This window comes from Pseudomonas sp. SORGH_AS_0211 (assembly GCF_031453455.1).
Classification (GTDB): Bacteria; Pseudomonadota; Gammaproteobacteria; order Pseudomonadales; family Pseudomonadaceae; genus Chryseomonas; species Chryseomonas aestiva.
Window position 1 is genome coordinate 806940 of the sequence record NZ_JAVIZV010000001.1, and the last position, 25550, is coordinate 832489.

General features: G+C 65.1%; 22 protein-coding genes. 21 read left to right on the forward strand and 1 reads right to left on the reverse strand.

Annotation, left to right across the window (positions count from 1 at the left end; genetic code table 11):
* Positions 1–2 precede the first annotated feature (2 nt).
* The 19 genes from uppS (at position 3) to ispD (ending at position 22437) form a co-directional block, all read left to right on the forward strand.
* Positions 3–752 (forward strand): polyprenyl diphosphate synthase, encoded by a 750-nt coding sequence (gene uppS / locus QE393_RS03655; protein WP_183631063.1) that lies wholly within the window; start codon positions 3–5, stop codon positions 750–752.
* Complete coding sequence (locus QE393_RS03660; RefSeq protein ID WP_310042156.1) at positions 752–1567, forward strand: phosphatidate cytidylyltransferase; 816 nt, start codon at positions 752–754, stop codon at positions 1565–1567. Before uppS ends, QE393_RS03660 begins: the two co-directional genes overlap by 1 nt.
* Positions 1564–2745, forward strand: coding sequence for a 1-deoxy-D-xylulose-5-phosphate reductoisomerase (gene ispC / locus QE393_RS03665; protein ID WP_310042157.1), 1182 nt, complete (start codon positions 1564–1566; stop codon positions 2743–2745). Before QE393_RS03660 ends, ispC begins: the two co-directional genes overlap by 4 nt.
* Before the next feature lie 66 nt (positions 2746–2811).
* A complete protein-coding gene (rseP, locus tag QE393_RS03670) occupies positions 2812–4164 on the forward strand; it encodes an RIP metalloprotease RseP (RefSeq protein ID WP_310042159.1) in 1353 nt (450 codons plus the stop codon).
* Positions 4165–4237: 73 nt separating this feature from the next.
* Positions 4238–6631: an outer membrane protein assembly factor BamA gene (gene bamA, locus QE393_RS03675; protein ID WP_310042161.1), complete on the forward strand. Its 2394-nt coding sequence runs from the start codon at positions 4238–4240 to the stop codon at positions 6629–6631.
* A 38-nt stretch (positions 6632–6669) separates the two neighbouring features.
* Complete coding sequence (locus QE393_RS03680) at positions 6670–7173, forward strand: OmpH family outer membrane protein (protein WP_273808738.1); 504 nt, start codon at positions 6670–6672, stop codon at positions 7171–7173.
* A complete protein-coding gene (lpxD, locus tag QE393_RS03685) occupies positions 7173–8246 on the forward strand; it encodes a UDP-3-O-(3-hydroxymyristoyl)glucosamine N-acyltransferase (RefSeq protein ID WP_405046226.1) in 1074 nt (357 codons plus the stop codon). Before QE393_RS03680 ends, lpxD begins: the two co-directional genes overlap by 1 nt.
* A gap of 45 nt (positions 8247–8291) precedes the next feature.
* Positions 8292–8732 (forward strand): 3-hydroxyacyl-ACP dehydratase FabZ, encoded by a 441-nt coding sequence (fabZ, locus tag QE393_RS03690; protein ID WP_007159483.1) that lies wholly within the window; start codon positions 8292–8294, stop codon positions 8730–8732.
* Complete coding sequence (lpxA, locus tag QE393_RS03695; protein ID WP_273808740.1) at positions 8729–9505, forward strand: acyl-ACP--UDP-N-acetylglucosamine O-acyltransferase; 777 nt, start codon at positions 8729–8731, stop codon at positions 9503–9505. The genes fabZ and lpxA overlap by 4 nt, the downstream gene beginning before the upstream one ends.
* A 16-nt stretch (positions 9506–9521) precedes the next feature.
* Positions 9522–10649 carry a lipid-A-disaccharide synthase gene (gene lpxB, locus QE393_RS03700; RefSeq protein ID WP_273808872.1) on the forward strand — a complete coding sequence of 376 codons (1128 nt, stop codon included), beginning with the start codon at positions 9522–9524 and terminating at the stop codon, positions 10647–10649.
* Complete coding sequence (gene rnhB, locus QE393_RS03705; protein ID WP_273808741.1) at positions 10649–11284, forward strand: ribonuclease HII; 636 nt, start codon at positions 10649–10651, stop codon at positions 11282–11284. The genes lpxB and rnhB overlap by 1 nt, the downstream gene beginning before the upstream one ends.
* A 76-nt stretch (positions 11285–11360) precedes the next feature.
* A complete protein-coding gene (gene dnaE, locus QE393_RS03710) occupies positions 11361–14882 on the forward strand; it encodes a DNA polymerase III subunit alpha (RefSeq protein WP_273808742.1) in 3522 nt (1173 codons plus the stop codon).
* A 140-nt stretch (positions 14883–15022) separates the two neighbouring features.
* On the forward strand, positions 15023–15973 hold the full coding sequence (locus QE393_RS03715; RefSeq protein WP_273808743.1) for an acetyl-CoA carboxylase carboxyltransferase subunit alpha: 951 nt from the start codon (positions 15023–15025) through the stop codon (positions 15971–15973).
* Positions 15974–15983: 10 nt separating this feature from the next.
* Positions 15984–17300 carry a tRNA lysidine(34) synthetase TilS gene (gene tilS / locus QE393_RS03720; RefSeq protein WP_310042167.1) on the forward strand — a complete coding sequence of 439 codons (1317 nt, stop codon included), beginning with the start codon at positions 15984–15986 and terminating at the stop codon, positions 17298–17300.
* Positions 17301–17442: 142 nt separating this feature from the next.
* Positions 17443–19071, forward strand: a complete 1629-nt coding sequence (locus QE393_RS03725) for a CTP synthase (protein ID WP_273808745.1) — start codon at positions 17443–17445, stop codon at positions 19069–19071.
* 2 nt (positions 19072–19073) lie between these two features.
* Positions 19074–19922 (forward strand): 3-deoxy-8-phosphooctulonate synthase, encoded by an 849-nt coding sequence (kdsA, locus tag QE393_RS03730; protein ID WP_183631039.1) that lies wholly within the window; start codon positions 19074–19076, stop codon positions 19920–19922.
* Between the two features lie 79 nt (positions 19923–20001).
* A complete protein-coding gene (gene eno / locus QE393_RS03735; RefSeq protein WP_273808746.1) occupies positions 20002–21291 on the forward strand; it encodes a phosphopyruvate hydratase in 1290 nt (429 codons plus the stop codon).
* A gap of 166 nt (positions 21292–21457) precedes the next feature.
* The gene (locus QE393_RS03740; protein ID WP_007159473.1) at positions 21458–21736 is read left to right on the forward strand and encodes a septum formation initiator family protein; all 279 of its coding nucleotides are present in this window, start codon (positions 21458–21460) and stop codon (positions 21734–21736) included.
* A complete protein-coding gene (ispD, locus tag QE393_RS03745) occupies positions 21736–22437 on the forward strand; it encodes a 2-C-methyl-D-erythritol 4-phosphate cytidylyltransferase (protein WP_310042169.1) in 702 nt (233 codons plus the stop codon). The genes QE393_RS03740 and ispD overlap by 1 nt, the downstream gene beginning before the upstream one ends.
* Before the next feature lie 48 nt (positions 22438–22485).
* Here the strand turns inward: ispD and QE393_RS03750 are convergent, their stop codons facing one another.
* Complete coding sequence (locus tag QE393_RS03750; RefSeq protein WP_405046227.1) at positions 22486–23385, reverse strand: LysR family transcriptional regulator; 900 nt, start codon at positions 23383–23385, stop codon at positions 22486–22488.
* A 104-nt stretch (positions 23386–23489) separates the two neighbouring features.
* Between QE393_RS03750 and QE393_RS03755 the strand changes: the two genes are divergently transcribed.
* Together QE393_RS03755 and fghA are read left to right on the forward strand one after the other, a co-directional pair.
* Positions 23490–24602, forward strand: coding sequence for an S-(hydroxymethyl)glutathione dehydrogenase/class III alcohol dehydrogenase (locus QE393_RS03755; RefSeq protein ID WP_017639036.1), 1113 nt, complete (start codon positions 23490–23492; stop codon positions 24600–24602).
* A gap of 40 nt (positions 24603–24642) precedes the next feature.
* Positions 24643–25497: an S-formylglutathione hydrolase gene (gene fghA / locus QE393_RS03760; RefSeq protein WP_273808748.1), complete on the forward strand. Its 855-nt coding sequence runs from the start codon at positions 24643–24645 to the stop codon at positions 25495–25497.
* Positions 25498–25550 lie beyond the last annotated feature (53 nt).

Consider the following 25550-nt stretch of genomic DNA (forward strand, 5'->3'; position numbering starts at 1 on the left):
ACATGGGCATGAGCAAGCCAGGCAAGGTGGTGCCGCGTCACGTGGCGATCATCATGGATGGGAACAATCGCTGGGCGCGCCGTCGGTTGCTGCCGGGCGTCGCCGGTCACAAGGCCGGAGTGGACGCCGTGCGCGCGGTCATCGAGGTGTGCGGCGATGCGGGCGTCGAGGTGCTGACCCTGTTCGCCTTCTCCAGCGAGAACTGGCGGCGTCCGGCCGACGAGGTCGGTGCCCTGATGGAGCTTTTCCTGTCCGCCCTGCGGCGGGAGGCCAAGAAGCTGCACCAGAACGGCATCCGGCTGCGCATCATCGGTGATCGCTCGCTGTTCCATCCGGAACTGCAGGCGGCCATGGCGGAAGTCGAGGCACTCACTGCCCATCACACCCGGTTCGTGCTGCAGATCGCCGCGAACTACGGGGGGCAGTGGGACATCACCCAGGCCGCCCAGCAGCTGGCGCTGCAGGTCCAGCAAGGCACGCTGCAGCCGGGTGAGATTACCCCCGAGCTGTTGCAAGGCCGTCTGGCGACGGCCGACCTGCCACTGCCCGATCTGTGCATCCGCACCGGCGGCGAGCGGCGGGTGAGCAACTTCCTGCTCTGGCAGATCGCCTATGCCGAGCTGTATTTCTCCGACCTGTTCTGGCCGGACTTCAAGCACGAGGCCATGCATGCCGCGCTGGCCGACTTCGCCACCCGCCAGCGGCGGTTCGGTCGGACCTGCGAACAGGTGGAAGCGGAGCTACGCGCCTAATGCTGAAGCAGCGAGTTATCACGGCGATGGTGCTCCTGCCCATCGCCCTGGCCGGATTTTTCTGGCTGGAAGGGGCGACCTTCGCCCTGTTCATCGGTGCGGTCGTGGTCCTGGGTGCCTGGGAGTGGGCGCGCTTGGCGGGTCTGGAAACCCAGCCGCTGCGTTGCGCCTATGCCGCCGTGGTCGCGCTGGCGCTGCTGCTCTGCTGGTGGTTGCCCGGCGGTGCCCATGGTCTGCTGTTCATCAGCCTGGCCTGGTGGCTCTATGCGACCGTGCTGGTGCTTACCTATCCCGACAGCGCCCGGGCCTGGCAGGCTTCCTGGCGGCGTCTGCTGATCGGTCTGGTGGTGCTGGTTCCGGCCTGGCAGGGGCTGATGCTGCTCAAGGCGGCACCGGGTGGCAATCTGCTGATTCTCGAAGTGATGATGCTGGTGTGGCTGGCCGACATCTTCGCCTATTTCTCCGGGCGGGCCTTCGGCAAGCGCAAGCTGGCGCCGGCCGTGAGTCCGGGCAAGAGCTGGGAAGGCCTCTACGGCGGCCTGGCCGCCGCGCTGGTGGCGACCCTGGTGCTCGGCCTGGTCCGTGGCTGGGGTCTGGGTGATCTCTTGCAGGCGCTCATCGGCGCCGCCTGCGTGGTGCTGATCTCCGTGGTCGGCGATCTCGCCGAGAGCATGTTCAAGCGCCAGGCCGGACTCAAGGACAGCAGTCAGCTGCTGCCGGGCCACGGGGGCGTGCTGGATCGCATCGACAGCCTCACCGCTGCCGTTCCGCTGTTCGCTCTGCTGCTCTGGTGGGCTGGCTGGGGTGTTCAGTGAGCCTCCAGCAGCTTTGCGTGCTGGGTGCGACTGGCTCCATCGGTGCCAGCACCCTGGATGTCGTGGCCCGGCATCCTGATCGCTATCGTATCTTCGCCCTCAGCGGACATCGTCGGCTGCAGGAGCTGGCTGACCTTTGCCGGCGTTTCCAGCCGGTCTATGCAGCCGTCCCGGACCAGGCCTCCGTCGAGCAGTTGGCCGGTCTGCTGCAAGGCGTCGAACGGTGTCCCGAGATCCTGGTGGGGGAGGCTGGCCTGGAGGCCATCGCCGCTCACCCGGAGGTCGATACGGTCATGGCGGCGATCGTCGGCGCGGCAGGTCTGAAGCCGACGCTGGCCGCGGTCAAGGCCGGCAAGCGCGTCCTGCTGGCCAACAAGGAAGCCCTGGTCATGAGCGGCGCGCTCTTCATCGAGGCGGTGCAGGCCAGTGGCGCGACCCTGTTGCCCATCGACAGCGAGCACAATGCGATTTTCCAGTGCCTGGCCGATCCGGCGACGCCGGGGTTGGCTCGCAAGGGTGTGCGCCGAATCCTGCTCACGGCTTCGGGCGGCCCGTTCCGTGAGACACTGGCCGAAGAGCTGATCGGCGTGACGCCGGACCAGGCCTGCGCCCATCCCAAGTGGTCGATGGGGCGCAAGATTTCGGTGGATTCGGCCACCCTGATGAACAAGGGGCTGGAGCTGATCGAGGCCTGCTGGCTGTTCGAGGCGACGCCGGAGCAGGTCGAGGTGGTCATCCATCCCCAGAGCGTGATCCATTCGCTGGTGGACTACGTGGATGGTTCGGTGCTGGCCCAGCTGGGCAATCCCGACATGCGCACCCCGATCGCCCATGCCCTGGCCTGGCCCGAACGGATCGACTCCGGTGTTTCGGCGCTGGATCTGTTCGAGATCGGCCGCCTCGACTTCGAGCGGCCCGATGAAGAGCGCTTTCCCTGTCTGCGCCTGGCGCGAGAGGCGGCTCAGGCGGGTGGTTGCATGCCGGCGACACTCAACGCGGCCAACGAGGTCGCCGTCGAAGCCTTTCTCGAAGGGCGGCTGGGCTTCACCGAGATCCCCTTGCTGATCGAGTCGGTCCTCAAGGGTGTCGAGCCCGGTGCGGCCACTGATCTCGCTGCGGTCTTCGCGGCCGACAATACCGCTCGGCAGCTGGCTCGGGAGTGGCTGTCGAGACGCTGATCCCGCGCCTCGACACCTGACCTGCGAGTCCGCAGAATCTGCACACTGAGGTAGCGGAGGCAGCCAATGTCCATCCTTTATACGATTATGGGAACCCTGATCGCCCTGGGCGTGCTGGTGACCATCCACGAGTATGGCCATTTCTGGACGGCGCGCCGTTGCGGCGTCAAGGTCCTGCGCTTTTCCGTAGGTTTCGGCAAGCCGCTGTTGCGCTGGCACGACCGTCACGGCACCGAATTCGTGGTGGCCGCGATCCCGCTGGGCGGCTATGTGAAGATGCTGGACGAGCGCGAAGCGCCGGTGGCGCCCGAAGAGCAGCATGCGGCCTTCAATCGCAAGACGGTCCGCCAGCGTATCGCCATCGTCGCTGCCGGACCGATCGCCAATTTCCTGCTCGCCATCCTGTTCTTCTGGCTGCTGGCCATGCTTGGCTCCCAGCAGCCGCGCCCGGTCGTGGGGGCGATCACGCCCGATACTCCGGCTGCCAGCTCTGGTATTCCCGCCGGCGCGGAGTTGACCGCGGTCGATGATGCGGCGGTAGACAGCTGGTCTGCGGTCAATCTGCGGCTGGTCGATCGCCTGGGTGAAAGCGGTCCGCTGCGCCTGAGCTATCGGGTGCCGGGTACCACCGCCGAGCAGAACACCGTCATCCAGCTCGATGCCTGGTTGCGCGGTGCGGAAGATCCGGATCCGATCCAGGCCCTGGGCCTGAAGCCCTGGCGACCACAGATTCCGGCGGTCTTCGCCGAGCTGGATCCGGCCGGCCCGGCGAAAGCGGCCGGCCTGCAGGCGGGGGACCGTCTGATCGCCCTGAACGATACTTCCATCGGCGACTGGCAGCAGGCCGTGGACTGGGTGCGCGCGCACCCCGGTCAGCAGGTCAGGCTGACCTATGAGCGCGGGGGCCAGCAACGGGACCTGACCCTGCGGCTGGGCGCGCGGCGCATCGATTCCAGCGAGACCGGTTACCTCGGTGCGGGTGTGGCGCCGGTCAAGTGGCCAGCGGAAATGGTTCGCGAAATCAGCTATGAACCCGTGGCCGCCGTAGGCGAAGGTATCGGCCGAACCTGGCAGATGAGCGTGCTGACGCTGGTTTCCCTGAAGAAGATGCTCTTGGGAGAGCTGTCGGTAAAAAACTTGAGCGGGCCGATAACCATTGCTAAAGTGGCGGGCGCTTCAGCTCAGTCAGGCCTGGGGGATTTCCTCAATTTTCTGGCGTACCTGAGCATAAGCCTGGGGGTTCTGAATCTGTTGCCTATCCCTGTGCTCGACGGTGGTCATCTGGTCTTCTACTTCGTCGAGTGGATTCGCGGGCGGCCCTTGTCCGAGCGTGTACAGACATGGGGCATGCAGATCGGTATTAGCCTCGTCGTGGGTGTGATGCTGCTGGCATTGGTCAATGACCTCGGTCGCCTCTGACACTCTGCTGATTGCCGAATCTGCCGCCCAGTGCGGCAGATTCTTTATTTGCCAGTTGGAATAAAAGGGACTCATGAAACGCCTGCTGCTACCTGCGGTAATAGCCGCGCTGATGATCGGCGAGGTACACGCCGAGTCCTTCACCATCTCCGATATCCGCGTCAACGGACTGCAACGAGTATCGTCCGGCAGCGTCTTCGGTGCCCTGCCGCTCAACGTCGGCGAGTCCGTCGACGACAACAAGTTGGCCGAAGCCTCGCGCTCGCTCTTCCGTACCGGATTCTTCCAGGACATCCAGCTGGGTCGTGACGGTAACGTCCTGGTCGTGAACCTGGTCGAGCGTCCCTCCATTTCCAGCATCACCCTGGAAGGCAACAAGGCGATCTCCAGCGACGACCTGATGAAGGGTCTCAAGCAGGCCGGTCTCGCCGAAGGCGAGATCTTCCAGCGTGCGACGCTGGAAGGCGTGCGCAACGAATTGCTGCGCCAGTACGTTGCCCAGGGCCGTTATTCCGCCAGCATCGATGCCGAGGTGGTGCCCCAGCCCCGTAACCGGGTGCAGCTGAAGATCAACATCAACGAGGGCGAGGTCGCGACCATCTCCCACGTCAACGTGGTGGGCAACACGGTCTTCGCCGAGGACGACCTGACCTCGCTGTTCGAGCTCAAGCCGAGCAACTGGTTGTCGTTCTTCCGTAACGATGACAAGTACTCCCGGGAAAAGTTGTCAGGTGACCTCGAGCGCCTGCGCTCCTATTACCTGGACCGTGGCTACATCAACATGGACATCACCTCGACCCAGGTGTCCATCACGCCCGACAAGAAGCACGTCTACATCACGGTCAACGTCAACGAAGGCCAGAAGTACACCGTTCGTGAAGTCAAGCTGTCCGGCGACCTCAAGGTGCCGGAGGAAGAGCTGCGCAAACTGATGCTGGTCCAGCCGGGCCAGGTCTTCTCGCGCAAGGTGATGACCAGCACCTCGGATCTGATCACCCGCCGACTGGGCAACGAAGGCTATACCTTCGCCAACGTCAACGGTCTGCCCGAGCCCCATGACGACGACCACAGCGTGTCCCTGACCTATGTGGTCGATCCGGGCAAGCGTGCCTACGTCAATCGCATCAACTTCCGCGGCAACACCAAGACCGAGGACGAGGTGCTGCGTCGCGAGATGCGTCAGATGGAAGGCGGTTGGGCTTCCACCTATCTCATCGACCAGTCCAAGACCCGCCTCGAGCGGCTGGGCTACTTCAAGGAAGTCAAGGTCGAGACGCCCCAGGTACCGGGTACCGACGACATGGTCGACGTCAACTACAACGTCGAAGAGCAGCCGTCGGGCTCCATCACCGCTAGCATCGGCTTCGCCCAGAGCGCCGGTCTGATCCTGGGTGGTTCCATCAGCCAGAACAACTTCCTGGGCACCGGCAACCAGGTCAGCATCGGTCTGACCCGTTCCCAGTACCAGAGTCGCTACAACTTCAGCTTCACCGATCCCTACTTCACGCCGGACGGCGTGAGCCTGGGCTACAACATCTTCTATCGCAGCACCGACTACAGCAAACTGTACGACAGTGACGTCTCCTACTATTCGATCAACAGCCTGGGGACCGGTGTCACCCTGGGCTATCCGATCAGCGAGACCTCGCGCCTGACCTATGGTCTGAGCGTGCAGAACGACGAGATCAATCCCGGTACCTACAGTGCCGACGAGATCTACGATTTCGTCGAGCGCGAAGGAGACAACTTCACCAACTTCAAGGCCAGCATCGGCTGGTCGAGTTCGACGCTGAACCGTGGTGTGCTGCCGACCCGGGGTGCCTCCCAGAGCCTGACCGGCCAGATCACCATTCCGGGCAGCGACCTGAGCTTCTACAAGCTCGACTATCGAGGCCAGCTATTCACTCCGCTGACCGACTCTACTGCTCTACGCTTCCATACCGAGTTGGGATACGGTGACGGCTATGGCAGCACCGACGGCCTGCCGTTCTACGAGAACTACTACGCCGGTGGCTTCAACTCAGTGAGGGGGTTTGAAGACAGCAGTTTGGGTCCGCGTACTACTCCGCCAGCACTTGTAGATCCCAGTGATCCAACCAAGGGCACGAAGTACGGTGCTCAGGGCCAAGGATACCGCGATCGCGACAAGTCCGAGTCCTTCGGCGGTAACGTGCTTATCACTGGTGGTGTGGAATACCTCTTCCCACTGCCTTTCGTGAAGGATCAGAAGTCGCTGCGGACAGTACTGTTCTGGGACGTGGGTAATACGTTCAGCACCAAGTGCTACCTGAAGTCGACAGAAAACTGTGGCGACGTCAGCTTCTCCAACATGGCCAGTTCCGTCGGCGTCGGCGTGACCTGGGTTACCGCCCTGGGGCCGCTGAGCTTCAGTCTGGGCGTTCCGGTCAAGAAGCCGGCCAACTCCGATCCGCAGGTCTTCCAGTTCTCGCTGGGTCAGACGTTCTGACCCAGGCAACACCTTTGCGCTTTACGCAGGAGTCAACTGTGCACAAGTACACTCGCTACGCTCTGTTCGCTGCCGTTCTCGTCGCCGCTCCGGTTTTCGCCGATACCAAGATCGCCGTCCTGAACTACCAGATGGCCCTGCTGGAATCCGATGCCGCCAAGAAGTACGCCGTGGATTCCGAGAAGAAGTTCGGTCCCCAGCTGAACAAGCTCAAGGGTCTGGAAGGCTCCGCCAAGGACATCCAGGACAAGCTCAACAAGGGTGGTGACAAGATGGCCCAGGCCGAGCGCACCCGCCTGGAGAACGACTTCCGCCAGAAGGCCCGTGACTTCCAGTTCCAGTCCAAGGAACTCAACGACGCCAAGGCCGCCTCGGATCGCGACATGCTCAAGCTGCTCAAGCCGCGCCTGGACAAGGCCGTGGAAGAGGTGCTGAAGAAGGGTGATTACGATCTGGTGCTCGAGCGTGGCGCCGTGGTTGACGTGAAGCCGCAATACGACATCACGCGCCAGGTCATCGAGCGCATGAACGCGGGTCGTTGATGAGTCATAGCACCTTTACGCTGGGCGAACTGGCGCAGTGGCTGGAAAGCCGCCAGTTGACCGTGGAATTACGCGGTTCGTCCGAGCGCCGGGTCACCGGTCTGGCTACCCTGCCCGAGGCCGGCCCCGACCAGTTGAGTTTTCTCGCCAATCCGCAATACCGCCGTTACCTGGCCGATACCCAGGCCGGGGCCGTGCTGCTGACGGAAAAGGACGCCGACGGCTATGCCGGCGATGCCCTGATCCTGGCGAATCCCTACCTGGCCTATGCGCGGCTTTCCCACCTGTTTGATCGCAAGCCGCGCAGCGCCGCCGGTATCCATCCGACCGCGCTGGTCGCGGCGGATGCTGAGGTCGATCCGACCGCGGCCATTGGCCCCTATGTGGTGATCGAGGCGCAGGCATGCATCGGCGCTGGCGTCAGTCTCGGCGCTCACTGCGTGGTGGGTGCGCGCAGCGTCATCGGCGCTGATAGCTGGCTGGCGCCGCGGGTCACGCTCTATCACGACGTGACCATCGGCGCGCGCGCCGTCGTGCAATCCGGGGCCGTGATCGGCGCCGAGGGCTTCGGCTTCGCCAACGAGCGTGGCCAGTGGCAGAAGATCGCCCAGCTGGGTGGCGTGCTGATCGGCGACGACGTCGAGATCGGTGCCAATACCACCATCGACCGCGGCGCTTTGGCGAACACGGTCATCAGCAATGGCGTCAAGCTCGACAACCAGATCATGATCGCGCACAACGTCCAGGTCGGTGAGCACACCGCCATGGCCGCCTGCGTCGGCATCTCTGGCAGTACCAAGATCGGCAAGCACTGCACCATCGCCGGCGGCGTGGGCATGGTCGGTCATATCGAGGTGTGCGACCACGTGTTCGTCACCGGTATGACCATGGTGACCCGCTCGATTACCGAGCCCGGCGCCTATTCCTCCGGTACGGCCATGCAGCCGGCCGGTGAGTGGAAGAAGAGCGCCGCGCGGATTCGTCACCTCGACGACATGGCCCGCCGTCTGCAACATCTGGAAAAAATCGTTGCTACCGTGACCTCGCGGGATGACGCTGCTTCTGATGCTTGATTCTGCATCGGATGTTCCCCCTTTCTTAACAGGCCTTCCCCGACCATGATGGACATCAACGAGATCCGTGAATATCTCCCGCATCGCTATCCCTTTCTGTTGGTGGATCGCGTGCTGGAGCTGGATATCGAAGCCAAGCGCATTCGTGCCTACAAGAACGTCAGCATCAACGAACCGTTCTTCACCGGCCATTTTCCCCAGCACCCGATCATGCCGGGCGTGCTGATCGTCGAGGCCATGGCGCAGGCCGCCGGTGTACTCGGCTTCAAGATGATGAATTCATCGCCGGCCGATGGCACCCTGTACTACTTCGTCGGATCGGATAAGCTGCGTTTTCGCCAGCCGGTGACGCCGGGTGACCAACTGATGCTCGACGCTCGCTTCATCAGCACCAAGCGCGGCATCTGGAAATTCGAATGCCACGCCAGTGTGGACGACAAGCCGGTCTGCTCTGCTGAAATCATCTGTGCGGAACGCAAGCTATGACGTTGATTGACCCCAGGGCTATCGTCGACCCCCAGGCACGGCTCGCTGCCGATGTCCAGGTCGGCCCCTGGTCGATCATCGGGCCCGATGTCGAGCTTGGCGAGGGGACCGTCGTCGGTCCTCACGTCATCCTCAAGGGGCCGACCGTGATCGGGCGTCACAATCGTATCTTCCAGTTCTCGTCCATCGGCGAGGACACCCCTGATCTCAAGTATCAGGGCGAACCGACCCGGCTGCGGATCGGCGATCACAACACCATCCGCGAAGGGGTCACCATCCACCGCGGTACCGTGCAGGATCGGGAAGAGACGACCATTGGCGATCACAATCTGCTGATGGCCTATGTGCACATCGGGCATGACAGCGTGATCGGCAATCACTGCATCCTGGTCAACAACACGGCCCTTGCCGGGCACGTGCATGTCGATGACTGGGCGATCCTGTCCGGCTATACCCTGGTGCATCAGTTCTGCCGCATCGGCGCCCACAGCTTTTCCGGCATGGGCACGGCCATCGGCAAGGATGTACCGGCCTATGTCACGGTGTTCGGCAATCCGGCCGAAGCCCGTAGCATGAACTTCGAAGGCATGCGGCGGCGGGGCTTCTCGGCCGAAGCCATCAAGGAATTGCGCCGCGCCTACAAGGTGGTCTACCGCCAGGGGCTGACCGTCGATGACGCCCTGCGCGAGCTGGAACCTGTGGCTCAGCAATTTCCCGAGGTGGCGGTGTTCCGCGATTCCATCCTGAGTGCGACGCGTGGCATCACCCGCTGAGTTCGCCCAGCGCCCGCTGCGCGTGGCGCTGGTGGCAGGGGAGGCGTCGGGTGATCTGCTGGGCGCCGGCCTGATGCAGGCGCTGCGTGAGCAACACCCGAATATTTCCTTCATGGGGGTGGGTGGTCCGCGGATGGAAGCCGAGGACCTGGTGTCCGCGTTTCCCATGGAACGCCTGGCGGTCATGGGGCTGGTCGAGGTACTCGGCCGCCTGCGGGAACTCCTTGGGCGGCGCAAGGCGCTGATCGCTCAGCTGCTCGACGCCCGTCCCGATGTCTTCATCGGTATCGACGCCCCGGATTTCGTCCTCGAGATCGAAGCCCAGCTGCATCGCGCGGGCATTCCCGCCGTGCATTACGTCAGCCCCTCGGTCTGGGCCTGGCGGCAGAAGCGCGTATTGAAGATCCGCGATGGCTGCGACCTGATGCTGACCCTGTTCCCCTTCGAGGCGCGCTTCTACGAAGAGCAGCAGGTGCCGGTGCGCTTCGTCGGCCATCCGCTGGCCGACACCATCGCGCTGGACAACGACCGCCTGGCGGCCCGCCAGGCCCTGGGTCTGCCGCAAGACGGCCAGGTCGTCGCCCTGCTGCCCGGCAGTCGCGGTGGCGAAGTAGGGCGTCTGGGGGCGCTGTTCCTTGACGCTGCCGCTCAGTTGCTGGCCGTGCGTCCCGACATGCGCTTCGTGTTGCCCTGTGCCAATGCCGCGCGGCGGGCGCAGGTGGAGCAGCTGCTGGAAGGGCGGCCGCCCTTGCCGCTGCTGCTGACCGATGGCCGTTCCCATGAGGTGCTGGCCGCCTGTGATGGCGTGCTGATCGCCTCGGGCACCGCCACCCTGGAGACGCTGCTGTTCAAGCGACCCATGGTGGTGGCCTATCGGGTGGCGCCCCTGACCTATCTGATTCTCAAGCAGCTGGTGAAGAGTCCCTACATTTCGCTGCCGAACCTGCTGGCCGGGCGCAAGCTGGTGCCCGAGCTGATCCAGCACGAGGCGACACCGGAGCGGCTGGTGGCCGAACTGCTGCCGTTGCTGGAGCGGCCTGAGCAGCAGACCGACAGCTTCGCGGCCATCCATCACAGCCTGAGGCGCGATGCCTCGGTGCAGGCGGCGGCTGCCGTGCTGGATCTCCTGCGGTCGCGCAGCTGATGCAACTGGGCCTGGATTTCAACCTGGTCGAGGCACTGGTCGCCGGGGTGGATGAAGTCGGCCGCGGTCCGCTGTGCGGCGCCGTGGTCACGGCCGCGGTGATCCTCGATCCGGGCAAACCCATCCTCGGGCTGAACGATTCGAAGAAGCTGTCGCTGGCGCGCCGCGAAGCCCTGTTCGACGAGATCCAGGAAAAGGCCCTGGCCTGGTGCGTGGCCCGTGCCGAAGTCGCCGAGATCGACAAGCTGAACATCCTGCACGCCACCATGCTGGCCATGCAGCGGGCGGTGGAAGGCCTGCAGGTGCAGCCGCGGCTGGCCCTGATCGATGGCAATCGTTGTCCCAAGCTGGCGGTGCCCAGTTCACCGGTGGTGAAGGGCGACAGCCAGGTCCCGGCGATCGCCGCGGCCTCCATCCTGGCCAAGGTGACCCGCGATCGCGAGATGCAGGTGCTGGATGCCCTCTATCCGGGCTATGGCCTGGCCGGGCACAAGGGCTATCCCACCGCCGAGCACCTGGACGCGCTCAGGCGCCTGGGGCCCACACCGATCCACCGACGCTCCTTCGCGCCGGTGCGTGACGCCTGGCACGCCCTCGAGACCCAGGCGTCCACCCAGATCATCGCGACCTACTGACGGCCGTCGCGGCGGTCTGACCCCGGGTCGACAATCCAGTACAATCTCGCGCCTCATGCATCAAGGGGTCTCTGCCATGTCCGCATCCTTCGTCCACCTGCGTCTACACACGGAATACTCCCTGGTCGACGGGATCGTGCGGGTGAAGGGGCTGGTCAAGGCCGCCGAAGCGGCCGGGATGCCGGCGGTGGCGGTGACCGACCAGGGTAACCTCTGTTCCCTGGTCAAGTTCTACAAGGCCGCCATGGGCGCCGGGATCAAGCCCATCGCCGGCGCCGATATCTGGCTGGCCGGTCGCGACGGGGACGCTCCCTTGAGCCGCATGACGCTGCTGGTCATGAATGCCAAGGGCTATCGCAACCTTACGGAGCTCCTGTCGCGGGGTTTCCAGGAAGGTCAGCAGGATGGCCAGATCGTCATCCAGCGCGACTGGGTCAAGGAAGCCAGCGAAGGCCTGATCGCCCTGTCCGGTTCCAAGGAGGGTGAGATCGGCCTGGCGCTGCTCGAAGGCGACCTGGCCCTGGCCGATCAACTGTTCGCGGAATGGCAGCAGGTCTTCCAGGAGCGCTTCTATCTGGAGGTGCAACGCACCGAAAGGGTCGGCGACGAAGAACACCTGCATGCCGCCGTGGCCCTGGCCGATCGCTGTGGTGGCGCCCTGGTGGCGACCAACGACGTGCGCTTTCTCAAGGCGGAGGACTTCGAGGCCCACGAGACCCGCGTCTGCATCGGCGAGGGCCGCCCGCTGGACGATCCCCGTCGCGAGCGCAAGTACAGCGACCAGCAGTACCTGAAGTCGGCGGCCGAGATGGCCGAGCTGTTCAGCGACCTGCCGGAGGCGCTGGAAAACACCGTCGAGATCGCCAAGCGCTGCAACATCGAGATCCAGCTGGGCAAGTACTTCCTGCCCAACTTCCCGATTCCCAACGGGATGACCATCAACGACTACCTGCGCCATGTGTCCTTCGAGGGCCTTGAAGAGCGCCTGGCCGTGCTCTGGCCGCGCGAGACCACGCCGAACTACGAAGAGAAGCGCCAGGAGTATGTCGACCGACTCAACTTCGAGCTCGACATCATCATCCAGATGGGCTTCCCCGGTTACTTCCTCATCGTGATGGACTTCATCAAGTGGGCGAAGAACAACGGCGTGCCGGTCGGCCCCGGCCGGGGCTCGGGTGCCGGCTCCCTGGTGGCCTATGTGCTGAAGATCACCGACCTCGATCCGCTGGCCTACGACCTGCTGTTCGAGCGCTTCCTCAACCCCGAACGGATCTCCATGCCCGACTTCGACGTCGACTTCTGCATGGACGGTCGCGACCGGGTGATCGAGTACGTGGCCGACCTGTACGGCCGCGAGGCGGTGAGCCAGATCATCACCTTCGGCACCATGGCGGCCAAGGCGGTGGTGCGCGACGTGGCGCGGGTGCAGGGCAAGTCCTATGGCCTGGCCGATCGCCTGTCGAAGATGATCCCCTTCGAAGTGGGCATGACCCTGCAGAAGGCCTTCGAGCAGGAAGAGGTGCTGCGCGACTTCCTGGCGACCGACGAGGACGCCAAGGAAATCTGGGACATGGCCCTCAAGCTCGAGGGCATCACCCGCGGCACCGGCAAGCACGCCGGGGGCGTGGTGATCGCGCCGACCAAGCTGACCGACTTCTCGCCCATCGCCTGCGACGAGGACGGCAACGGCCTGGTGACCCAGTTCGACAAGGACGACGTCGAGCAGGCCGGCCTGGTCAAGTTCGACTTCCTCGGTCTGCGTACCCTGACCATCATCAAGTGGGCGCTGGAGACCATCAACCGCACGGAAGTGGAGGAGGGGCGCGAGCCGCTCAATATCGACTTCATCCCGCTGGACGACAAGCCGACCTACGCCCTGCTGCAGAAGGCCGAGACCACCGCCGTCTTCCAGCTGGAATCCCGCGGCATGAAGGAGCTGATCAAGAAGCTCAAGCCGGACTGCCTGGAAGACCTCATCGCCCTGGTGGCGCTGTTCCGCCCCGGTCCGCTGCAGTCGGGCATGGTGGACGACTTCATCAACCGCAAGCACGGCCGCGCCGAGCTGGCCTATCCGCATCCGGACTACCAGTACGACGGCCTGCAGCCGGTGCTGGCGCCCACCTACGGCATCATCCTCTACCAGGAACAGGTGATGCAGATCGCCCAGGTCATGGGTGGCTACACCCTGGGCCAGGCGGACATGCTGCGCCGGGCCATGGGCAAGAAGAAGCCCGAGGAGATGGCCAAGCAGCGCGGCGGCTTCATCGAGGGCTGCGCCAATAACGGCATCGATGGCGAGCTGGCGGGCAACATCTTCGACCTGGTGGAGAAGTTCGCTGGTTACGGCTTCAACAAGTCGCACTCGGCCGCCTACGGCCTGGTTTCCTACCAGACCGCCTGGTTGAAGACCCACTATCCGGCGCCCTTCATGGCCGCGGTGCTGTCGGCGGACATGCACAACACCGACAAGGTGGTGATCCTCATCGAGGAATGCCGCCACATGAAGCTGCGCATCGACACGCCGGACGTGAACATTTCCGAGTTCAAGTTCACCGTGAACGAAGGCGGGCGCATCGTCTACGGCCTGGGCGCCATCAAGGGCGTGGGCGAGGGCCCGGTGGAGGCCATCGTCGAGGCGCGTGCCGAGGGGCCCTTCAAGGATCTCTTCGACTTCTGCGCGCGGGTGGATCTCAAGCGCATCAACAAGCGCACCCTGGAAGCCCTGATCCGCTCCGGTGCCCTGGACCGCCTGGGGCCGCATTACCACGATGAACTCAAGGCCTATCAGGCGACCATCGACCAGAATCGCGCCGTGCTGCTGGCCGCTATGGAAGAGGCCATCGCCTCGGCCGAGCAGACCGCCCGCAGTCACAACAGCGGTCACGTGGATCTCTTCGGTGGCGTCTTCGCCGAACCCGAGGCCGACGTCTATGCCAACCACCGCCGCGCCCGCGAGCTCAATCTCAAGGAGCGCCTGCGCGGGGAAAAGGAAACCCTGGGGCTGTACCTGACCGGTCACCCCATCGAGGAGTACGAAGGCGAGGTCCGGCGGCTGGCGCGTCAGCGCATCGTCGACCTCAAGCCCTCGCGCGAAACCCAGACCGTGGCCGGGCTGATCGTCAACCTGCGGGTGATGAAGAACAAGCGCGGCGACAAGATGGGCTTCGTCACCCTGGACGATCGCTCCGGGCGCATCGAAGCCTCGCTGTTCGCCGAAGCCTTCAATGCCGCCCAGGCGCTGTTGCAGACCGATGCCCTGGTGATCGTCGAGGGCGAGGTCAGCCAGGACGACTTCTCCGGTGGCCTGCGCCTGCGCGCCAAGCGGGTGCTGGGGCTGGAGGAAGCCCGCACCGCCCTGGCGGAAAGCCTCAGGATCGCCGTGCGCAGCGAGGCGCTGGCCGGCGATCGGCTGCGCTGGCTGGGCGAGTTGTGCGGTCGCCATCGGGGCGCCTGTCCGGTCACCATCGACTACCAGGGCCCCACCGCGCGGGCGCTGCTGCAGTTCGGCGAGAACTACCGGATCGACCCGGCCGATGGCCTGATTCAAACCCTGCGTGACCAGTTCGGCAGGGAGAACGTCTTTCTGAACTATCGTTAAGTCCGAGCGCCTCGTGCGCTCCGTCCCAACCCTCGCCAGCGGCGGGTGCCGGTGACGTGGCAGGAGTCTCGACCTGTCCCGTCCGATCCCTTAAGGTAGGCGCCCCGGCCCCTGGCTCTAGATTGTAATAACGGATGCCCATGAACCCGAACTATCTCGATTTCGAACAGCCCATCGCCGATCTCCAGGCCAAGATCGAGGAACTTCGACTGGTCGGTAACGACAATGCGCTGAACATCAGTGACGAGATCGCCCGGTTGCAGGAGAAGAGTCAGGCGCTCACCAAGAGCATCTTCAGCGACCTGTCCAGCTGGCAGGTGGCCCGTCTGGCCCGGCATCCGCTGCGTCCCTACACCCTCGACTACATCAGCTACCTGTTCAGCGATTTCGAAGAGCTGCACGGTGACCGCCACTTCGCCGACGATCCGGCCATCGTCGGTGGCATCGCCCGCCTGGAAGGTCGTCCGGTAATGATCATCGGTCACCAGAAGGGCCGCGAAGTGCGCGAGAAGGTCCGCCGCAACTTCGGCATGCCGCGTCCGGAAGGCTATCGCAAGGCCTGCCGCCTGATGGAAATGGCCGAGCGCTTCAAGATGCCGATCCTGACCTTCATCGACACCCCCGGCGCCTACCCGGGCATCGATGCCGAAGAGCGCGGTCAGAGCGAGGCCATCGCCTGGAACCTGCGGGTCATGGCGCGCCTGAAGACCCCCATCATCGCCACGGTGATCGGCGAGGGTGGTTCCGGTGGCGCCCTGGCCATCGGCGTCTGCGACCAGCTCAACATGCTGCAGCACTCCACCTACTCGGTGATCTCGCCGGAAGGTTGCGCCTCCATTCTGTGGAAGACCGCCGAGAAGGCCCCCGATGCCGCCGAGGCCATGGGCATCACCGCCGAGCGGTTGAAGAGCCTGAACATCGTCGACCAGGTGATCGACGAGCCCCTGGGCGGTGCCCACCGCGATCCCCAGGCCATGGCCAACAGCCTGCGCAGCGCACTGCTGGAGCAGCTGGATGAACTCAAGGGCTACGACCTGCCGGCGCTGCTGGACCGTCGTTACAAGCGCCTGATGAGCTACGGCATTTCCTGATAGCGCGGCCATGAGTCTGCTGGGCCGGCTGCACGCCCGCCTGGAGCGGCAGCCGCCTACCCGTCACTGGCGGGTGGGCTTCTCCGGCGGACTCGACTCCACCGTTCTCCTGCACCTCTGCGCGCGACTGCGCGCGCGCGGTCTGCTGGTTGACCTGCAGGCGGTGCATGTGCACCACGGCCTGCAGGCCGCGGCGGATGCCTGGGTCGCGCATTGCAACCGGGTCTGCCAAGGGCTGGCCATTCCGCTCGCTGTCCTGCGCGTCCGCACCGATGGCGCCGCCAGTCTCGAGCGAGCCGCCCGCGAAGCGCGCTATGCAGCCTTCGCCCGGGTGCTGCCGGAGGATGGCTGCCTAATGCTGGGCCAGCATCGCGACGATCAGCTGGAGACCCTGTTGCAGCGGCTGGTACGCGGCGCGGGTGCGAAGGGCCTGGCCGGCATGCCGGAGACCCGATCGCTAGCGTCCGGTCGCCTCTGGCGCCCGCTGCTGGACGAGCCCCGCGCCGCCCTGCTGGCCTATGCCGAAGCCGAAGGGCTGGACTGGATCGAAGATCCCAGCAATGCCGATACCGGACTGGATCGCAATTACCTGAGGCACGAGGTGCTGCCACGGCTGCGCCAGCGCTGGCCAGGGGTCGATCAGGTCATGGCGCGCAGTGCCCGTCACCTGGCCGAAGCCGACGAACTGCTCGGCGAACTGGCCAGCCTGGATCTGCAGCAAGCGCGGCTCGGCGCACAGCCTTTCCCCTGGATTCCCTTGCCCAGTCTGGCCCTGGCGCCCTTGCAGAGCCTGAGCGAGGCCCGCCAGCGCAATGCCCTGCGCGCCTGGCTGGATGCGCTGACGCGCCAGCCCGACAGCGTCCATTGGGCCGGCTGGCAGGCGGTGCGCGAGGCGGGCGCGGCCAGCGATCCCGTCTGGCGCCTCGAAGGCGGCAGTCTGCGCCGTGGGGCGGGACGGATCTGGTGGGTGCCGGACGCCTGGCAGGTCATGCCGTCTCCCCAGGCGGTCGCCGCTCAGGCCAGCACCCTGGAGCTGAGGGGCAATGGCCGCCTGATCTTTACTGGGCAGGGCGCCGAAGCCGGCTGGCGGATCGGCTATCGCCAGGGTGGCGAGCGGCTGGTCGTGGCCGGTCGCGGCAGTCGCGATCTCAAGCGCCTGCTCAACGAGCGGGAGGTCCCGCCTTTTCTGCGCGGCCGTTTGCCGCTGCTCTGGCGAGGCGACGAACTGCTGGCCGTGGCCAATCTGCCCGGCCTGAGTGCTCTGCCAGGGGGAGGGCGGCTTGAGTGGCAGCCCGCAGACGGCATGGGTGGGTTTGAGCTGGGATGACCTTTAGGCTAGACTACGCTCCCGTCTTATACCGCATTTTCCGCTCGCCCCGAGTGGACGGTGTGCATTGGTCCGGCGCCAGGCCGACCGCTCTCGCTTTCATCGGCGGCTCTCCGCCTCAACGCAGATTCTAGGAATTTTCATGACGCGCTTTATTTTCGTCACGGGCGGTGTTGTTTCTTCTTTGGGGAAAGGCATCGCCTCGGCCTCCCTGGGCGCCATTCTGGAAGCGAGAGGGCTGAAGGTCACCATGCTCAAGCTGGATCCCTACATCAACGTGGATCCCGGCACCATGAGTCCCTTCCAGCACGGCGAGGTGTTCGTCACCCATGACGGCGCCGAGACCGACCTGGACCTGGGTCACTACGAGCGGTTCATCCGCACCACCGTGACCCAGAACAACAACTTCACCACCGGTCGCATCTACATGGACGTGCTGCGCAAGGAGCGCCGCGGCGACTACCTGGGCGCCACCGTGCAGGTGATCCCGCACATCACCGACGAGATCAAGCGACGCATCATCAAGGGCGCCGGCGATGCCGACGTGGCCCTGGTGGAGATCGGCGGTACCGTCGGCGACATCGAGTCGCAGCCCTTCCTCGAGGCCATCCGCCAGCTGCGGGTGGAGATCGGGGCGCGCCGCGCCATGCTGATGCACCTGACCCTGGTGCCCTACATCGCCACCGCCGGTGAGACCAAGACCAAGCCGACCCAGCATTCGGTCAAGGAACTGCGCTCCATCGGCCTGCAGCCCGATGTGCTGATCTGCCGTTCCGACCACACCGTCGACAGCTCCTCCCGCCGCAAGATCGCGCTCTTCACCAACGTCGAAGAGCGCGCGGTCATCTCCCTGGAAGACGTCGACACCATCTACCGCATTCCCTCCGTGCTGCATGCCCAGGGCCTGGACGAGTTCGTCGTCGAGCGCTTTGGCCTGGAATGCAAGCCGGCTGATCTGTCCGAGTGGGATCGCGTGGTGGACGCCAAGCTCAACCCCGCGCAGGAAGTCACCATCGCCATGGTCGGCAAGTACATGGAACTGCTCGACGCCTACAAGTCGCTGATCGAGGCCATGACCCACGCCGGCATCCAGAGCCGCACCAAGGTCAACCTGCGCTATATCGACTCCGAGCACATCGAGCAGCAGGGAACCCACCTGCTCAAGGGCGTGGACGCCATCCTGGTGCCCGGCGGCTTCGGCCTGCGCGGCGTGGAAGGCAAGATCGCCACCGTGCAGTACGCCCGCGAGAACAAGATTCCCTACCTGGGCATCTGCCTGGGCATGCAGGTGGCGGTGATCGAATTCGCCCGTAACGTGCTGGGCTGGAAAGACGCCAACTCCACCGAATTCGACAAGGCCAGCGGGCACCCGGTGGTTGGCCTGATCACCGAGTGGCAGGATTCCACCGGCGCCACCGAGATCCGCACCGAAGGCTCCGACCTGGGTGGCACCATGCGCCTGGGCGCCCAGGAGTGCCAGCTGAGCGAAGGCACCCTGGTGCACGACTGCTACGGCCAGGACGTCATCGTCGAGCGCCATCGTCACCGCTACGAGGTCAACAACAACCTGCTGCCGCAGATCCAGGCCGCCGGCCTGAAGATCTCCGGTCGCTCGGGCGACGGCGCCCTGGTGGAAGTGGTGGAAGCCCCGGACCATCCCTGGTTCGTCGCCTGCCAGTTCCACCCGGAGTTCACCTCCACCCCGCGTGACGGCCATCCGCTGTTCAGCGGCTTCGTCAACGCCGCCCTGCGTTACGCCAAGAAGGATTGAGCATGACCGTGCAGAAGATCGTCCGCGTCGGCAACATCGAGATCGCCAACGACAAGCCCTTCGTGCTGTTCGGCGGCATGAACGTGCTGGAATCCCGTGACCTGGCCATGCAGGTGTGCGAGCAATACGTCAAGGTGACCGAGAAGCTGGGCATCCCCTATGTCTTCAAGGCCAGCTTCGACAAGGCCAACCGCTCCTCGGTGACCAGCTATCGCGGTCCGGGCATGGAAGCCGGGCTGCGCATCTTCGAAGAGCTCAAGGCCACCTTCGGCATGCCGGTGATCACCGACGTCCACGAGCCCTACCAGGCGGCTCCGGTGGCGGCGGTGTGCGACATCATCCAGCTGCCGGCCTTTCTCTCGCGGCAGACCGACCTGGTGGTGGCCATGGCCAAGACCGACGCCGTGATCAACATCAAGAAGGCGCAGTTCCTCGCGCCCCAGGAGATGAAGCACATCCTCGCCAAGTGCGAAGAAGCCGGCAACGACCAGCTGATCCTCTGCGAGCGGGGCTCCTCCTTCGGCTACAACAACCTGGTGGTCGACATGCTCGGCTTCGGCATCATGAAGAGCTTCGGCTATCCGGTGTTCTTCGACGTGACCCACGCCCTGCAGATGCCGGGCGGTCGCGCCGATTCCGCCGGCGGCCGCCGCGCCCAGGTCACCGACCTGGCCAAGGCCGGCATGAGCCAGGGCCTGGCCGGTCTGTTCCTCGAAGCCCATCCGGATCCCGAACATGCCAAGTGCGACGGCCCTTGTGCCCTGCGCCTGGAGAAGCTGGAGCCCTTCCTGGCCCAGCTCAAGGCGCTGGACGAGCTGGTGAAGTCGTTCACGCCGATCGAAACTGCCTAAGCGGCGGCTGAACCAAAAGGCCCAGGCGCAGCCGAAGGCTGATCCGTCAATGACCGGTAACATGGAGATCGATACAAAAATGGCTAACATCGTCGACATCAAGGGACGTGAAGTCCTGGATTCCCGCGGCAACCCCACCGTTGAAGCGGACGTGATCCTGGACAATGGTATCGTCGGTCGCGCCACCGCGCCGTCCGGCGCGTCCACCGGTTCGCGCGAGGCACTGGAGCTGCGCGACGGCGACAAGAGCCGCTACCTGGGCAAGGGTGTACTGAAGGCCGTGGGCAACATCAACGGCCCGATCCGCGACCTGCTGCTGGGCAAGGATCCGAGCGACCAGAAGGCCCTGGACCACGCCATGATCGAGCTGGACGGTACCGACAACAAGGCCAAGCTGGGCGCCAACGCCATCCTGGCCGTGTCCCTGGCGGCCGCCAAGGCCGCTGCCGAAGACCAGGACCTGCCGCTCTACGCCCACATCGCCAACCTGAACGGCACCCCCGGTCAGTACTCCATGCCGGTGCCGATGATGAACATCATCAACGGCGGCGAGCATGCCGATAACAACGTCGACATCCAGGAATTCATGGTCCAGCCGGTCGGCGCCAAGAGCTTTGCCGACGCTCTGCGCGTGGGTGCCGAGATCTTCCATCACCTCAAGGCCGTGCTCAAGGCCCGTGGTCTGAGCACTTCCGTGGGTGACGAAGGCGGCTTCGCGCCGAACCTGGCTTCCAACGCCGACGCCCTGGCCGCCATCGCCGAAGCGGTGAAGAACGCCGGCTACGCGCTGGGCACCGACGTGACCCTGGCCCTGGACTGCGCCTCCAGCGAATTCTACAAGGACGGCCAGTACGACCTGTCCGGCGAAGGCAAGGCCTTCGACGCCAACGGTTTCGCCGACTACCTGGCCGGGCTGACCGAGCAATTCCCGATCATCTCCATCGAAGACGGCATGGACGAGTCCGACTGGGCGGGCTGGAAGGCCCTGACCGACAAGATCGGCAGCAAGGTGCAGCTGGTGGGCGACGACCTGTTCGTCACCAACACCAAGATCCTCAAGGAAGGCATCGAGAAGGGCATCGGTAACTCGATCCTGATCAAGTTCAACCAGATCGGCTCCCTGACCGAGACCCTGGAAGCCATCCAGATGGCCAAGGCCGCCGGCTACACCGCGGTGATCTCCCACCGCAGCGGCGAGACCGAAGACTCCACCATCGCCGACCTGGCCGTGGGCACCGCCGCTGGTCAGATCAAGACCGGTTCGCTGTGCCGCTCCGATCGCGTCTCCAAGTACAACCAGCTGCTGCGCATCGAAGAGCAGCTGGGTGCCAAGGCGCCTTACCGCGGCCGTGCCGAGTTCCGCAGCTAAGGGCTGTGCGACCGGGGAGGCGCTGACTCGCGTCAGCGCCTCCCGCCACGTCCGACGGACCACAGGATAGATGCCCAGTTTACAAGCGTAGAGCTGGGCTTCTATCCTGTTTTCGTCTTTGCCGCCGCCTTTGCGGCATCCGCCGTCCGCGAATCCGTTATCTCCCATGCGAAGTCCCTACTGGCTGTTCCCCTTCCTGCTCCTGCTGCTCGGCGGTCTTCAGTATCGCCTGTGGGTCGGTGACGGCAGCTTCGCCCAGGTGCGCGAACTCAAGCAGCAGATCGCCGACCAGAATGGTGAGAACAAGCGCCTGCTGGAGCGCAACGAGATCCTCGAAGCCGAGGTCGTCGAGCTCAAGAAAGGCATGGAGACCGTCGAGGAGCGTGCCCGCCACGAACTCGGCATGGTCAAACAAGGCGAAACCCTCTTCCTGCAATCCAAATAATGTCCCTCCTGCCTTCCTTCTGGGCGGTCATCCCCGCCGCGGGCGTGGGTACGCGGATGCGTGCCGACCGACCCAAGCAATACCTCGATCTGTGCGGCCGCAGCCTGCTGGAGCGCACCCTCGACTGTTTTCTCGACCACCCGCGCCTGCGTGGCCTGGCGGTGAGCCTGGCGCCGGAAGATCCCTGGTGGCCCACGCTGGCCTGCGCCCGCGATGCTCGCATCCTGCGCGCACCGGGCGGTCGCGAGCGCGCCGACTCGGTGCTCGGTGGCCTGCTGCTGCTGAGCGAGCAGGGCGCCACCGACGGCGACTGGGTGCTGGTGCACGATGCCGCGCGACCCAATCTCCGTCGCGAGGATCTGGACCGGCTGCTGGCCGAACTGGCCCAGGACCCGGTAGGTGGCCTCCTGGGCGTGCCGGCACGGGATACCCTCAAGCGCGTCGGCCGCGATGGCCGGGTGAGCGAAACCGTGGATCGCAGCCAGGTCTGGCTGGCCTATACGCCACAGATGTTTCGCCTCGGTGCCCTGCGTGACGCCCTGAGCGCCGGCCTGGCCGCGGGCGCCGCCATCACCGACGAGGCCTCGGCCATGGAGTGGGCCGGCCATGCGCCGCGTCTGGTCGAGGGCCGGGCGGACAACATCAAGGTCACCACCCCCGAAGACCTGCAGCGGCTGCAGGTCGTCTTCGCCGAGGCCTAGGATCCAGGCCCGCAGCGGCCCATCGCTGAAAGGACGCGCTCGCTGCGCTCAACCTGCCGGGTGGCGAGCCCCTGGGCGCGGGGTGCCCAGGCCCTGCTTGAGGTGCTCCACCAGCAGGCGAATCTTCGGCGAGAGAAAGCGCCGCTGCGGATAGAGCGCCCAGACCGCGCTATTGGGCGGCTGACGATTGTCCAGCAGGGCGCGCAGCTCGCCGCGGGCCAGATGCGGCTGCACGTAGTAATCCGGCAGCTGGCACAGGCCGAAGCCGCGCAGGGCGGCGTCGAGCACCGCCTGGCCGCTGTTGCAGCGCCAGGAACCCTGGACCCGGTGCAGCACCTCGCGCTCGTTTTCGCGAAAGCTCCAGATATCGCTGGTACCCACCAGGCAACGATGGCGACTCAGCTCGGACAGGGTATGGGGCGCGCCGAAGCGTTCCAGATAGCTCGGCGCGGCGCACAGATAGAGCTCCCGCGGCGCCAGGCGCGTCGCCACCAGGCGCGAGTCGGCCAGGCGGCCCAGGCGGATGGCCAGGTCGTAGCCCTCGTGCAGCAGGTCGACGGTGCGGTTGGTCAGGTCCAGCTCCAGACTCACCTCGGCATGGCGGGCGAGGAAATCGTTGACCAGGGGTACGACGAAGCGCTCGCCATAGGTCACGGCGCAGGTCATGCGGATCAGCCCCTTGGGCTGGCTGGAGAGATCGCTGACCTCGCGCAGGGCTTCGTCGCGCGCCTCCTGCAGACGGCGGCAGTGCTGCAGAAAGGTGTGGCCGGCTTCGGTGAGGGCGACGCTGCGGGTGCTGCGATAGAGCAGGCGCGCCTGCAGGCGCTCCTCCAGCCGTGCCACCTGACGGCTGACGTGAGACGTGGAGGTGCCCAGGCGATCGGCGGCCTGGCCGAAGTGCAGGGTGTTCGCCACCGCGACGAACTCGTCGATGCCCTCCCAACCCATGATTGTTTCCCTGTGGCAAAAATGAATTCCAGTATGCCCGATTGTTCCAGGATTTCTGGCGTCTAAACTGATCACCTCGTTTTTTCGTCCTACTGGAGTCGAGCATGATCAAGTCCCGCGCCGCCGTAGCCTTCGCGCCCAATGAGCCCCTGAAGATCGTGGAAGTGGACGTCGAGCCGCCCAAGGCCGGCGAGGTGCTGATCCGCATCGTCGCCACCGGCGTCTGCCACACCGACGCCTACACCCTGTCCGGCCAGGACTCCGAGGGGGTCTTTCCCTGCATCCTCGGGCACGAAGGCGGCGGCATCGTCGAAGCGGTGGGTGAGGGCGTGACCTCGGTCGCCGTGGGCGATCACGTCATCCCGCTGTACACCGCCGAATGCGGCCAGTGCAAATTCTGCAAATCCGGCAAGACCAACCTCTGCAGCTCGGTGCGCGCGACCCAGGGCAAGGGCCTGATGCCCGACGGTACCACCCGCTTCTCCTACAACGGCGAGCCGATCTACCACTACATGGGCTGCTCGACCTTCTCCGAGTACACGGTGCTGCCGGAGGTTTCGGTTGCGAAGATCCCCGCCGAGGCCCCCCTGGAAAAGGTCTGCCTGCTGGGTTGTGGCGTCACCACCGGCATCGGCGCCGTGCTCAACACCGCCAAGGTGGAAGAGGGCGCCACCGTTGCGGTCTTCGGCCTGGGTGGCATCGGTCTGGCGGCCATCATCGGCGCCAAGATGGCCAAGGCCAGCCGCATCATCGCCATCGACATCAACCCCTCCAAGTTCGACATCGCCCGCGAACTGGGCGCCACCGACTTCGTCAATCCCAAGGATCACCAGAAGCCGATTCAGGAGGTCATCGTCGAGCTGACCGACGGCGGCGTCGACTACAGCTTCGAGTGCGTCGGCAACGTCAACCTGATGCGTGCGGCCCTGGAGTGCTGCCACAAGGGCTGGGGCGAGTCGGTGATCATCGGCGTGGCCGGTGCCGGCCAGGAGATCAGCACCCGGCCCTTCCAGCTGGTGACCGGTCGCGTCTGGCGCGGCAGCGCCTTCGGCGGCGTCAAGGGCCGCAGCGAGCTGCCCGGCTATGTGCGCAAGGCGCAGAGCGGCGAGATCCCGCTGGACACCTTCATCACCCACACCATGGGCCTGGAGCAGATCAACGAGGCCTTCGAGCTGATGCACGAAGGCAAGAGCATCCGCACCGTCGTCCATTACTGATCACCAGGAGGGCGCCCCTGGGCGCCCTCCTGTCCGGGAGATGACCATGAGTCTCGAACTGCTCTCCAGCAACAAGAGTTTCGGCGGCTGGCACAAGCGCTATCGCCATCGCGCGCGCAGTCTCGACTGCGACATGACCTTCGCCGTCTACCTGCCACCCCAGGCGGAGGCCCGCAGCGATCTGCCGGTGCTCTACTGGCTGTCGGGGCTGACCTGTACCGACGAGAACTTCATGCAGAAGGCCGGCGCCCAGCGCCTGGCGGCCGAACTGGGCCTGGTGCTGGTGGCACCGGACACCAGCCCGCGCGGCGAAGGCGTACCGGACGATCCCGAGAAGGCCTGGGACTTCGGCCTGGGCGCCGGCTTCTACATCAATGCCACCCAGCAGCCTTGGGCCAAGCACTACCGCATGCACGACTACGTGGTGGAGGAGCTGCCGGGGCTGATCGAGGCCAACTTCCCGGTCTCGGATCGCCGCGGCGTCAGCGGTCATTCCATGGGGGGCCATGGGGCCCTGATCTGCGCCCTGCGCCATCCGGGGCGCTACCGTTCCGTGTCGGCCTTTTCGCCCATCGTCAATCCGCTGGATTGTCCCTGGGGGCACAAGGCGTTCTCCAACTACCTGGGTGACGACCGCAGCAGCTGGGCGGAGTGGGATGCCTGCGCGCTGCTGGCCAAGGCCGAGGAGCGCCTGCCGCTGCTGGTCGACCAGGGCGAGCAGGACAGCTTCCTCGCCGAACAGCTCAAGCCCCAGGCCCTGCAGCGGGCGGCGGAAGCCGCGGGTCATCCGCTGGAACTGCGTCTGCAGCCAGGCTATGACCACAGCTATTTCTTCGTCGCCAGCTTCATCGACGACCACCTGCGGCATCACGCGGCGGCCCTGTCGAGCCCGTAAGGGCGACGGCGCCTGTCCACAGCCGGTAGAATCGACGCCCTGTCATTTTCCAG